General features: G+C 69.2%; 11 protein-coding genes and 1 pseudogene. 4 read left to right on the top strand and 8 right to left on the bottom strand.

Features of this window, described 5'->3' with window-relative positions; all coding sequences use genetic code 11:
- Positions 1 to 49: 49 nt before the first annotated feature.
- On the bottom strand, positions 50 to 271 hold the full coding sequence (locus JOF29_RS02885) for a hypothetical protein (RefSeq protein WP_209692674.1): 222 nt from the start codon (positions 269 to 271) through the stop codon (positions 50 to 52).
- Between the two features lie 169 nt (positions 272 to 440).
- Complete coding sequence (locus JOF29_RS02880) at positions 441 to 1,790, bottom strand: serine hydrolase domain-containing protein (RefSeq protein ID WP_209692673.1); 1,350 nt, start codon at positions 1,788 to 1,790, stop codon at positions 441 to 443.
- Positions 1,791 to 1,822: 32 nt separating this feature from the next.
- Here JOF29_RS02880 and JOF29_RS02875 point away from each other — a divergent pair, with 32 nt between their 5' ends.
- Entirely contained in the window at positions 1,823 to 2,752 is a 930-nt protein-coding gene (locus JOF29_RS02875; protein ID WP_245357422.1) for an ornithine cyclodeaminase family protein, read from the top strand.
- Here the strand turns inward: JOF29_RS02875 and JOF29_RS02870 are convergent.
- Together JOF29_RS02870 and JOF29_RS02865 are read right to left on the bottom strand one after the other, a co-directional pair.
- Positions 2,722 to 3,078, bottom strand: coding sequence for an NADH-quinone oxidoreductase subunit A (locus JOF29_RS02870; protein ID WP_209692672.1), 357 nt, complete (start codon positions 3,076 to 3,078; stop codon positions 2,722 to 2,724). The genes JOF29_RS02875 and JOF29_RS02870 overlap by 31 nt on opposite strands.
- Positions 3,079 to 3,088: 10 nt before the next feature.
- Positions 3,089 to 3,844 (bottom strand): hypothetical protein, encoded by a 756-nt coding sequence (locus JOF29_RS02865; RefSeq protein WP_209692671.1) that lies wholly within the window; start codon positions 3,842 to 3,844, stop codon positions 3,089 to 3,091.
- A 257-nt stretch (positions 3,845 to 4,101) separates the two neighbouring features.
- Between JOF29_RS02865 and JOF29_RS02860 the strand changes: the two genes are divergently transcribed.
- The 3 genes from JOF29_RS02860 to JOF29_RS02850 all read left to right on the top strand — a co-directional run bounded on the left by JOF29_RS02860 (position 4,102) and on the right by JOF29_RS02850 (position 7,730).
- Positions 4,102 to 6,081: a 2-oxoacid:acceptor oxidoreductase subunit alpha gene (locus JOF29_RS02860; RefSeq protein WP_245357421.1), complete on the top strand. Its 1,980-nt coding sequence runs from the start codon at positions 4,102 to 4,104 to the stop codon at positions 6,079 to 6,081.
- Positions 6,078 to 7,157, top strand: coding sequence for a 2-oxoacid:ferredoxin oxidoreductase subunit beta (locus tag JOF29_RS02855; protein ID WP_209692670.1), 1,080 nt, complete (start codon positions 6,078 to 6,080; stop codon positions 7,155 to 7,157). The genes JOF29_RS02860 and JOF29_RS02855 overlap by 4 nt, the downstream gene beginning before the upstream one ends.
- Positions 7,158 to 7,226: 69 nt before the next feature.
- A complete protein-coding gene (locus JOF29_RS02850; RefSeq protein ID WP_209692669.1) occupies positions 7,227 to 7,730 on the top strand; it encodes a hypothetical protein in 504 nt (167 codons plus the stop codon).
- On the opposite strand, the gene JOF29_RS02845 is transcribed toward JOF29_RS02850, so the two are convergent.
- The 4 genes and pseudogenes from JOF29_RS02845 to JOF29_RS02835 all read right to left on the bottom strand — a co-directional run bounded on the left by JOF29_RS02845 (position 7,731) and on the right by JOF29_RS02835 (position 11,750).
- A complete protein-coding gene (locus JOF29_RS02845) occupies positions 7,731 to 8,375 on the bottom strand; it encodes an HAD family hydrolase (RefSeq protein ID WP_209692668.1) in 645 nt (214 codons plus the stop codon).
- Between the two features lie 229 nt (positions 8,376 to 8,604).
- A complete protein-coding gene (locus tag JOF29_RS02840; RefSeq protein ID WP_245357420.1) occupies positions 8,605 to 9,723 on the bottom strand; it encodes an alpha-hydroxy-acid oxidizing protein in 1,119 nt (372 codons plus the stop codon).
- A gap of 223 nt (positions 9,724 to 9,946) precedes the next feature.
- Positions 9,947 to 11,194: pseudogene (locus JOF29_RS42645) on the bottom strand (nitrilase-related carbon-nitrogen hydrolase); the annotation flags it as partial.
- Positions 11,178 to 11,750 (bottom strand): TetR/AcrR family transcriptional regulator, encoded by a 573-nt coding sequence (locus JOF29_RS02835; protein ID WP_209692666.1) that lies wholly within the window; start codon positions 11,748 to 11,750, stop codon positions 11,178 to 11,180. The gene JOF29_RS02835 and the pseudogene JOF29_RS42645, both read right to left, overlap by 17 nt.
- Between the last annotated feature and the right edge of the window lie 160 nt (positions 11,751 to 11,910).

The raw sequence follows: 11,910 nt of genomic DNA, 5'->3' as shown, positions 1-11,910 counted from the left end.
GGAGGCCTCAGCCGTCGCGGCGGAGGCCTCAGCCGTCGCGGCGGTGGCCTCAGCCGTGGCGGCGGTGGCCCGGGTCGTGAGGGATGTGCCGGGCCCGGGCGCGGGCCAGCTCATCGGCGTCCGGCTCGGCATCGTCGAGCCGGTCGACCTCAGGACGTTCGGGTTCGGTGATGTCGTCGAAGATCTTGCGGGCGCGCCGCATCCGCGCCGCGGCCAAGAGCATCAGCCCGACCGCGGCTACGCCGATCACTACCCACAGTTGCCACGACATAGCCTCACCACCACGTGCTCGCCCCGTTCCCCCGAGTAATCACCATAGCTCGCGACCCTGCGCTTGGCGACCACGTGTACGCATTCCGTTGAACAGAACGCTTGAATCTCACGCTCGTTGCCATGCGCAAGCACAAACGGTGATCAGGCAACAGAAACTGCAATAACTCTCAGTTACTCCGCGGCGTCAGCCGGCCGCCCCGGAACAGATACCGGGCGCGACCGTCCACCGGACTCCGGAACGCCAGCACCTCGTGCACCCCACGCTCCGGCTCGGCCGCGATCAACCGGGACTCGTCGAGCCCGACCAGCCTGATCCGCCGCGACTCCGGCATCAGCGCCCGAGCCTCGTCACTGACCGCCTCGTCGAGCACCCAGAACTCCCCGTCCTCGACGGTGATCGTCGACTGCGTGAGTACGCCGGTGTAGCGCCCGGTGACCAGCTCCGCCGGGATCTGCACCGGCTGCTCGGGCGGCACCGGCCGGACCGCCGGCTCGATCCCCGTGGTCTCGCGGAGGACGTGGCCGACGAGTTCGTCGTACAGCGCGCCGGTGTCGCCGCCGTTGGTGAGCAGGACGACCGCGACGCCGTGCTCCGGGGCGAGCCGGAAGAACGCCGACTGGCCGATCGTGCCGCCGTCGTGGCCGTAGAGCCGGCCGCCGTCGAGGTCGAAGATCATCCAGCCGAGCCCCCACTGCTGCGCGAACCCGCCGATCGCCGGTACGTCGATCTGCGGCTCCCACAGCCGGTCGATCGTCGCCCGGTCGAGCAGCGTCGCGTCCAGGTACGCACGGCCGAACGTCAGCAGATCGCCCGCGCTCATCGCCAGCAACGACCCGGCCGGCGCCATCGCGTGCACCAGGCTCCACATCGGCGCCGCCTGCACCGGTTCACCCGGCTTCGGCGCGACATGCCCGAGCGCGGCGCGGTACAGCAGGGCCTCGTCCGGGATCGTCGCGACGTGCTCCAGCTCGAGCGGTACGGCGATGTGCTCGCGGATCAGCTGGTGGTACGGCGCGCCCCGCAGTACCTCGGCGATCCGGCCGAGCACGACGAAGCCGGAGTTGTTGTACGAGAACCCGGCGCCGGGCGGGACCTCCTGCGGCAGCTCGGGCAGTACATCGCGGACGAACAGCTCGACCGCGTCGTCGCCCCGGGACGTCGGCGTGAACGCGTCGCCGGAGAAGCCGCTGGAGTGCGTCAGCAGCTGCCGCGGGGTGATCACCGCGGCGGCGGCCTCGTCGGCGAGCCGGAACTCGGGCAGGTACTCGCGGACCGGCCGGTCCAGGTCCAGCTTGCCGTCGGCAACCAGCTGCATGATCAGCGTGGTGGTCCAGAGCTTGGTGATCGACCCGATCTGGAACACCGAGTCGGTGCTGGCCTCGACGCCGGTGTCGAGGTTCAGGATGCCGGCGGCCGCCGTACTCACCTCGCCGCCGGCCAGGACCGCGACCGACGCCGCCGGGACGCCGTGCTTGGTGATCAGGTCCGTGAGGTTCTCGTCCAGCCAGCTCTGCACGTGCGCTCCTTGGTAGGCGGAGGATTCAGAATATGCTCGGCCGGGTGATCGTGCTCTCCGCCGAAGATGTCCGCCGGGCCGTTCCGATGAGTGCGGCGATCGATGCCGTCCGGGACGGGTTCCGGGAGCTCGCGGCCGGGAACTTCGTGCTGCCGCCGCGGCAGATCTTCGGCGACGGCGCGGTGCTGGTGATGTCGGCGTACCACCCGCCGACCGGGACCGCGGTGGTGAAGAAGATCGGGATCGCGCTCGACCAGGTGCCGGCGATCCGCGCGACCGTGATCTGGACCGGCGACGGCGAACAGCTGGTCGCCGAGGGCAGCTCGATCACGACGCTCCGGACCGGCGCGGTGGTCGGCGTCGCGACCGACCTGCTCGCACCCGCCGACGCCACCCGCCTGACGGTCATCGGCACCGGCGCCCAGGCCCCCGACCAGGTCCGCGCGGTCCTCGCCGTACGCCCGATCGCGGACGTCACGATCACCGGGCGCTCCGCCGACCGCGCGACCGCGCTGGCTCAGACCCTGGCAGCCGAGTTCCCCGGCGTCCGCTTCACCCCGACCACGGACCTCGACGCCTCGATCGCCACGCCGCACATCATCTGCTGCGCCACCTCGTCCGCGACGCCGCTCTTCACCGCGGACGCCCTTCCCGAAACCGTCCACGTGAACGCCATCGGCGCCTTCCGCCCCACCATGCGCGAACTCCCCCGCGACCTCTTCACCAACAGCACGGTCCTCGTCGACCAGCGCGAAGCCGCCCTCGAAGAATCCGGCGAGATCATCGACGCCGTCGAGTCGGGCACCATCACCACGGCCGACCTGATCGAACTGGGCCCAGCCCTCTCGAACCCACCGCATTCAACCGGCCGAACCGTCTTCAAGTCCGTCGGCGTGGGAGCCCAGGACTGGGCCATCGCCGCCGCACTGGCTCAGGTCCAGCGGAGGACGTCCTTGCGGTAGGCGTAGAGGAGGCCCACCGCCACGAAGGCCAGGAAGACGAACATTTCGATCAGGGTGGCGAAGCCGAGGGTGTTGAAGATGGTGGCCCAGGGGAACAGGTAGATCGCGTCGACGGCGAAGATCACGTACAGGTACGCGAACAGGTAGTACCGGATGTGGACCTGTGCCCATCCCTCGCCGACCGGGTCGACACCGGACTCGTACGTCTTGAGCTTGCCCTCGGTCGGATACGTGACGGTCAGCGCCTTGTTCAGCGCGAACGCACCGATCAGCCCGACCAGGCCGAGCGCGACCACCGCGGCGACGACACCATAGCTGTCCGACACGGGGGCGAGTCTAGTTCGTACAGAGCAGCAGGGAGTAGATCGAGACGTACGGGCCGTACCCGGAGCGGATGTCCGTGAGCTGCAGCCGGAGGCGGGTGATGCCGGAGATGTCGTAGTTCAGCCAGGTCTCGGTCTCCTGCTGCATCCGGACCGAGGTGACCGCGGTGGTGCCGTTGTGCAGCGACACCCGGACCAGCCCGTCGGTCAGGTTGCCGAGCCAGTTCCGCGAGTACCGGCAGCCGGTCGAGTCGACCTCACCCCAGACGTACCCGCCCTGGTCCGCCAGCAGGTCGGCCTCCGCCCGCCGCGGCCCTTCCTTCGGCGGTAGGACGTTGAGCTGCGGCTGACCGGCCCCGCCGACCGCGGCCAAGCCCTTCGTGAACAGCCCCCGCCACACGTAGTGCTTGAAGCTGATCATCGGCGACAGCGCCGCGGCGTACGGCGCCTGCGCCCCGACCGCGATCCGGTACGTCCGGATCGACCCGGGCTGCACCGTGGTGATCGTCACGCTGCTGCCGGTCGAGTACCCGTGCGCGATCTCCTGCCAGCGCTTCTGCGACGGGATCCACTGGTGCAGCGGGATCCGCGTACCGTTCGCGGGCGCCGGCGTCAGTGTGCCGACGACCGTGATCACGCCCTTGGTCGCGTCCGTCGTACGAATGCTCGAGATCGTCGCGGTGCGCACCGGTGACGGGACTGCGGACGCGCTCGGGACCACGCTGCCGAGGAGCAGCAACATCAGCAGTCCGGCCAGCAGTCGGCGCATCGAAAACTCCCTGAAGTCGCAGTCAGTTGACGCCACCCTGCCGGTTCTCACTCCGGATCGCAACCGGGCGTTCGCGGAGGGTGAGACCACCCCTACCTGACCGCGGCGGCTTCTAACACCCCGTCCCAGGCTGTGGACCACCGGGGCTTCCGCATGGTTCCGTTCTAAGGGCGAACTAATATTGGGGTTATCGCCCTGACGGGGGGATCGGCCAGTCGCCCACAAGGCGGCCGGACGACCCAAGCTTCGACTTGGAGATGAAAAGAACAGTGACCATCGAGGTCAAGCAGCTCGACCGCGTGGTGATCCGCTTCGCCGGTGACTCCGGCGACGGGATGCAGCTCACGGGGGACAGGTTCACAGCGGAAACAGCATCGTTCGGCAATGATCTGTCGACGTTGCCCAACTTCCCGGCCGAGATCCGGGCACCAGCCGGGACCCTTCCGGGAGTGAGCTCCTTCCAGCTTCACTTCGCCGACCACGACATCCTCACGCCGGGTGATGCGCCCGATGTGCTGATCGCCATGAACCCGGCCGCCCTGAAGGCCAACCTGAAGGACGTGCCGCGGGGCGCGACGCTGATCGTCGACACCGCCGACTTCACCGCGCGCAACCTGAAGCGGATCGGGTACGACGAGAACCCGCTGGAGACCGGCGAGCTGGACGGCTACCACGTCGTACCGCTGAACCTCACCGGCATGACGGTGGAGTCGGTCAAGGAATTCGGCCTGACCCGCAAGGACGCGTCCCGGGCGAAGAACATGTACGCGCTCGGCCTGGTGTCCTGGCTGTTCCAGCGGCCGGTCGAGTCGACGATCACGTTCCTGCAGACCAAGTTCGCGAAGAGCCCGGCGATCCGGGACGCGAACATCGCGGCCTTCCGCGCGGGCTACAACTTCGGGGAGACCGCCGAGGAGTTCTCGGTCCGGTACGAGGTGAAGCCGGCCAAGATGGCGACCGGCACGTACCGGAACATCTCCGGCAACCTGGCGCTGGCGTACGGGCTGGTGGCCGGCGCGCAGCGGGCCGGGCTGCCGCTGGTGCTCGGCGCGTACCCGATCACCCCGGCCTCCGACGTACTGCACGAGCTGTCCAAGCTCAAGCGGTTCAACGTCACCACGATCCAGGCCGAGGACGAGATCGCCGGTGTCGGCGCCGCCCTGGGCGCGTCGTTCGGCGGCGCGCTCGGCGTCACCACCTCGTCCGGCCCCGGGATCAGCCTGAAGTCCGAGACGATCGGTCTCGGCGTGATGCTCGAGCTGCCGCTGGTGGTCTGCGACATCCAGCGGGCAGGCCCGTCGACCGGTATGCCGACCAAGACCGAGCAGGCCGACCTGCTGCAGGTGATGTTCGGCCGCAACGGCGAGGCGCCGCTGCCCGTAATCGCGGCCCAGTCCCCCGCGGACTGCTTCGCGATCGCGGTCGAGGCGGCCCGGATCGCGGTCACCTACCGGACGCCGGTGATCGTGCTGTCCGACGGGTACCTGGCGAACGGGTCCGAGCCGTGGCAGATCCCGGTCATCGAGGACCTGCCGACCATCGACCCGAACTTCACCACCGCGCCGAACGCGACCGGCCCGGACGCCAAGCCGCTCTACCTCCCGTACGAGCGTGACCCGGAGACCCTGGCTCGTGCCTGGGCGATCCCGGGTACGCCGGACCTGGACCACCGGATCGGCGGTCTGGAGAAGGAGGACAAGACCGGGAACATCTCCTACGACCCGGCCAACCACGACCTGATGATCCGCACCCGGCAGGCCAAGGTGGACGCGGTCGCCCGGTCGATCCCGCTGGTCGAGGTCGACGACCCGGACGGTACGGCGAAGGTCCTGGTGCTCGGGTGGGGTTCGACGTACGGCCCGATCGGTGCCGCCGTCCGCCGGGTCCGCAAGGTCGGCGGCAAGATCGCGCAGGCGCACCTGCGGCACCTGAACCCGTTCCCGTCGAACCTCGGCGAGCTGCTGAAGTCGTACGACAAGGTCCTGGTCCCGGAGATGAACCTTGGCCAGCTGGCGATGCTGCTGCGGTCGAAGTACCTGGTCGACGTCGTCTCGTACGCGCAGGTCCGCGGGATGCCGCTGGGCGCGGCGGAGCTGGCCGAGGTGATCGGCAACCTGGTCGAGGAGACGGCGGGCATCGACGACGACGCCCGTCACCTGGGGGCGGCCGCGGCCGCCGTCAAGCACGGTGAAGCACTGGCCGATCAGAACGGTCATCTCAAGGAGGGTGCACGATGAGCGCCGTAGAGCTCGGTATGCCGAGCCTGCCCGGCGGCCTGCGGAACGTTCCGCCCGCGACCGAGCCCCAGAACCGCAAGGAGTACGTGTCGGACCAGGAGGTCCGCTGGTGCCCCGGCTGCGGCGACTACGCCGTACTCGCGGCCTTCCAGGGCTTCCTGCCCGAGCTCGGGATCAAGCGCGAGAACGTCGCGATCGTGTCCGGGATCGGCTGCTCGTCCCGGTTCCCGTACTACCTGTCGACGTACGGCATGCACTCGATCCACGGGCGCGCGCCGGCGATCGCGACCGGGCTGGCGACCGCGCGGCCGGACCTGAGCGTGTGGGTGGTGACCGGCGACGGCGACGCGCTGTCGATCGGCGGCAACCACCTGATCCACACGCTCCGGCGGAACGTGAACCTGAAGATCCTGCTGTTCAACAACCGGATCTACGGGCTGACCAAGGGGCAGTACTCGCCGACCTCGGAGCCCGGCAAGGTGACGAAGTCGACGCCGATGGGGTCGGTGGACAACCCGTTCAACCCGGTCTCGCTGGCGCTCGGCGCGGAGGCCACGTTCGTCGCGCGGACCGTCGACTCGGACCGCAAGCACCTGACCTCGGTACTGCGGGCCGCGGCCGAGCACCGCGGTACGGCGTTCGTGGAGATCTACCAGAACTGCCCGATCTTCAACGACAACGCGTTCGAGGCGTTCAAGGACCCGGAGACCCGGGACGACGCGATCATCCCGCTCGTGCACGGCGAACCGATCCGGTTCGGCAAGGACGGCCGGCTCGGGGTGGTGCGCGACGGGTTCGCGTCGCTCGCGGTCCGTGAGATCGCGGACCTCCCCGGTGGTGAGGCCGACCTGGTGGTACACGACGCCCACGTCGACGACCCGGCGTACGCCTTCGCCCTGTCCCGCCTGACGGACGCCGGCGTCCTGCACCGGGCCCCGGTCGGCGTCTTCCGGAACGTCGAACGCCCCGCCTACGACGACCTGGTCCGCCAGCAGATCGTCACCTCCCAGGAAGCCCAGGGCCCCGGCGACCTCCAGTCCCTGGTCACCGGCGCCGACACCTGGACGATCAACTGACGGTTCACCGGCCGGGGTCGGCGTCGTACACCCGGCCGGTGACCCCGTCGCCGTGGAAATCTTGCCCGCGTGATCGATATCAGTGACGCCGTCGCGAAGAAGACCGTGAATTTCGGGCGATCGATCCAGGGCAAGGAGCTGGTCGAGGCCGTCCGGGCCGCGTGCGGGGAGGACGAGCGGTCCTTCCACCAGGAGCACCGGTACGACGACGGGCACGTCTACGTCGCCGGGCGGAAGTCCTCGTCCCCGTCCGAGAATGTGCTGGTCACGCCGACGAAGTCCGATCCGTACATTCGCGCGGACGAGTTCTACGACTCGGCGGTGGTCGTGAGCCACGACCACGGAGGCGGCAACCGGCTCGCGGTCCGCGAGAGTCCGGACGCCAAGATCGACGCCGTCCTCGAGTTCTCCGGGAAGCTGAAGGCGCAGGTCGCGTCGCAGTCGCCGGAACAGACCGGCCGCGAGCGCGGCCCGTACGCTCCGGCCGCCGGCGCGGTCACCAAGCGCCCCGAGGGCGCGCCGGCCGCGCGCAACACCAGCCCGTCGGCGGGCGCGGACGTACGCGGGTACTGACTAGAGCAGTTGCAGCAGGGTGTCCCCCGCCGCGCGGTCCAAGTGCCGTGCGGTCAGGCCGGCCTTGCGCGCTGCGAGCACGTCCAGCTCCAGGTTGTCGCCGACCATCAGCGCGTCCTCGGGCTCCACGCCCAGCTCTTCGCAGACGCGCTGGTAGGCCAGTGGGTCGGGCTTGCTGACACCGAGTGATTCGGATGCGCACACCACGTCCACCAGGTCGGCGAGGCCGATGGCGGACAGTTTCGCGTTCTGCTGTGCGGTGCTCCCGTTGGTCAGCACGCCGATCCGCCACCCGTTGCCCCGGGCAACCTCCAACGCGGGGCGTGCGTCCGGGAACGCGACCCAGTTGCCGCGGTACAGCTTCAGGTACCCCTCGAACACCTCGTCCAGCCCGGCGTCCGTCGTCGGCACCGTAAGCCCGAGCAACGGCAGGAACTGCCGCATCCGCTCCCGCCGCTGCCCCTGATGCGTAAGCTCCCCCGCCAGCCACGCCGGATACACCCGCTCCTCGATCTCGAACCACCGCGCCACCAACTCGTCGGTCGGCGGCACCCCGAGCTCCGCCACCCACCCCCGAAGCCCCCGCTCCGCGGACCCGCTGTGATCGAACAACGTGTCGTCGAGATCGAAAACCACGGCCTTCACATCCACACAACCTTTGTCCGGGAACTGTGAACAGGAAATGGAGTCGGTGAACAGGTTATTGCCTGTTCCGCGACACCACGGGGTGTGCCCGGGTTCGCGCGCGAGGCATCCGCGCTCGCGGGGCGCCCGGTCCCGAGCGGATTGGCGTACCGAAGAACGGGTAGTGGTGTTGGCCGCGGCGCCTCGGGCGGCCGCAGACCGTCCAACGAGGCGGCCGAAAGGCCTACCACTACCCGTTCTTCGGTACAGCCACCACCGAGTCGCGGTTCAACTCGCGGTGGTTGGCGTAGCCGGAGAGGGCCAGGGTGAGGTCGAGTTCGGCGAGGAGGCAGCGGAGGACGTGCTCGACGCCCGCCTGTCCGGCGAGTGCCAGGCCGTACAGGAGGGGGCGGCCGAGGAGGATGGCCTTGGCGCCGAGGGCGAGGGCCTTGGCGGCGTCGGCGCCCGTGCGTACGCCGGAGTCGAAGAGGATCGTGAGCTGCTCGCCGACCGCGTCCGCGATCGCGGGCAGGGCGTCCAGGGCGGCGACCGCGCCGTCGACCTGGCGGCCGCCGTGGTTCGAGACCACGATGCCGTCGACGCCGTGCTCGGCCGCGAGCTTGGCGTCCTCGACGTGCGTGATGCCCTTCAGCACGATCGGCCCGTCCCAGTTGTCGCGCAGGAACGACAGGTCGTCCCACGCCAGCCCGACGTTCGGGAACAGCTGCGCCCAGTGCATCACCGCCGCCCCCGGGTCCTCGGCGATCGGCTTCGCGAGCTTCGCCTGGAACGCGGGGTCGCTGAAGTAGTTCGCCAGCCCCTCCCCCTTCAGGAACGGCAGGAACCCGCGGTCCAGATCGGCCGGCCGCCAGCCGATCGTCCCGGTGTCGAGCGTGACCACGAGTACGGCGTACCCCGCGGCCTTCGCGCGCTGCAGGAAGCTCAGGCAGACGTCGCGATCGGTCGGGTAGTACAGCTGGAACCACTTGTTCGCCGCCTCGATCTGCTCGATCGCGTGGCTGGCCTGGGTCGAGTGCGTATAGGTCAGGCCGAGAGCGTCGGCGGCCCGGGAGGTCGCCAGTTCGCCGTCCGGGTGCGCGAGGGTCTGGACGCCGATCGGCGCGACCAGCACCGGTGCGGGCATCGACGTACCGAGGATCGTGCAGGACAGGTCACGGTCCGTGCTGCCGCGAAGCATCCGCGGTGCCAGGCGCCACCGGTCGAACGCCGCCTGGTTCGCGCGGGCGGTCGTGCCGCTGCCCGCGCTCGGCACGATGTACCCCATCGCCTCGACCGGCAGCTTCCCGGCTGCCTGCGACTCCAGTCGCGCCAGGTCCGTGGTGATCTCCGGCGTCGTCCCCTGCAACATCCCCTGCAGGTAGATCTGCAACTGGTAGTCCCCGAAGTTGGCCATGCCGGATGCTCCCACGCCCACCACGCCGACTCAACAGCACCACTCCGGCCAGCGCGACCAGCCCGCACAGCCAGGCGAACCAGTCGCCCCAGGCGGTGTAGACGGTACGGTCGATCCCCGGGCGGAGCTCGCCGATCAGCGTCGCGGGTGCGTCTGCCGGGGCGGTCGTCTCGGCGATGACGCGACCGTTCGCGTCGGTCAGGGTGAGGCGGCCTTTGCTGCCGTCGCGGGCGATCGGGATGCCGTTCTCGATACCGCGCAGGATCGCCATCCGGCTGTGCAGCCAGCCGTCGTCGACGAAGTCGAGCGCGGGGACGAGGAGCAGGCCGGTGCCGAGCTTGCCGTACTGGCGGGCGAGCGGCGGGAAGTCCAGGTCCTTGCAGATCAGCAGACCCCAGTCGTCGTACGTCGCCAGGTGGTCGCCCGGTGTGTAGGGCTCGAGGCCGGGGATCAGGTGGTGCTTGTCGTACGACGTCGGCGTACTGGCGTCCGGGTGGAAGATCAGCGCGCGGTTGTGATCGCCGTCGCCGAGAACCGTGAGGCCCGCGACCAGCTCGATGTTGTTGCTGGTGGCAAGTGTTTGGAGCTGGCGGGAGAGCTTGGGCAGCTCGGTTGTCCGGACGTCGATCATCTTCTCCGGGAGAAGGACGATGTGCGCGCCGGCCTCTGCAGCGTTGACGATCAGCGGACGGTATCGCTCGAGGATCGCCGGTCCACCCGCGTCCGGCCAGCGCGCGTCGTCGGCACCTTCGGCGGAGAGTACGGCGATCTTCACCGGTTGCGCCTCGGCGGTGTGACCGAGCCGGGCGACGCCGTACAAACAGGTGCCTGCGGCAACTAGAACCAGCATCCCGACGAGTACCAGCCGCCGCGCCGCGATCACCGCTGCCGGGAGCAGCAACAGAAAGCTCAAACCCCACGGCCCGGTCAGCGAAACCACCTGGTTGACCGGGGCGACTCCCGCCTGCGTGTACGCCAGACTCGTGAACGCGCCATGCGGTGAGAACGTCGCGATCAGGTAGTCCAGCACCGCCCACAAGGCAGGGGCCGCAAACGCCGCCACCACCGGATGCCGACGCACCACCAACGCTCTGAAGAACAACACAGTAAGCGCGAACACCGCCGCCAAGGCCACCAAGAACCCCAACGCGACCACCGGAAGCTCAAGATCCTCCAGCAGATACCGCGCCAGGTTCGTAAGCCCCAGAGCCCATCCCGCAAACGCAACCACACCCGCCGTCCGCGCCCGAAGCAGAGGCGCGACAAAGAACACCGGCACCGCCGCAAGCCAGGTCAAGGCCGGGACCGTCTGCAGCCCCGACCCCAGAAACAGCAGCGCACCAGTGGCAAGCGCAGCCAACACACCAATAACCCAGGCCCGCACTCCTCTTACCCGACCTAGCTGCTTCTCACTTTCGTAGTTCATTGATCATCCTTTCGCCCAGGCGGAGGCAGAGGGTGCGGAAAGCGCTGTCGGGCATGCCGATGCGGGCGCCGTGGTGGAGCTGGATCAGGCCGTGGAGCAGAGCCGCGAACATCAGGCTGGTCTCCCAGACGTCCTCGTCGCGGAACAGGTCCTGCTCGACCCCGGCGCCGACCGCGTCGGCGACCAGGTTGAACGTCGGCGAACGCCGCGCCCGGAAGTCCTCCGGGAACCGCCGTGCCTGGTCCCGCCGCTCGGTGAACATGTAGTCGTACAACCGCGGCTGCTCGAGCGCGAAGTCGACGTGGTCGACCAGCATCTCCCGCAGCCGCTCGTCCGCCGCATCCGGCCGGTCCGCCGACTCCCAGCGCCGGACCAGGTCGGCGAACGCCGCGTCCGCGACCGCGTTCAGCAGCGTCTCCCGGTCCGGGAAGTACTGGTAGATCGCCATCGGCGTGATCCCGACCGCGGCCGCCACCTTCCGCATCGTCACCCCGGCCGCGCCGTGCTCGGTCAGCAGGTACGTCGCCGCCGCGGTGATCCGCTCCTTCGTCAGCATGAAACCATTAAAAGCACATTCCCTATACGCCGTATAGGCAATTCGACCCTGGCTGAACCCTGAGCCCGTGACATCCGTCAGGCCCGCACCCGGACGTCCGTCAGCGCAGGATCGGGACGGATCGCATCCGCACCACAGCGCCGCCGCGACCAGAGTGATG

The sequence above is a fragment of the Kribbella aluminosa genome (assembly GCF_017876295.1).
Taxonomy (GTDB): domain Bacteria; phylum Actinomycetota; class Actinomycetes; order Propionibacteriales; family Kribbellaceae; genus Kribbella; species Kribbella aluminosa.
Note: the sequence above shows the minus strand (reverse complement) of the source record. Positions and strands in the feature narration are given on the sequence as shown.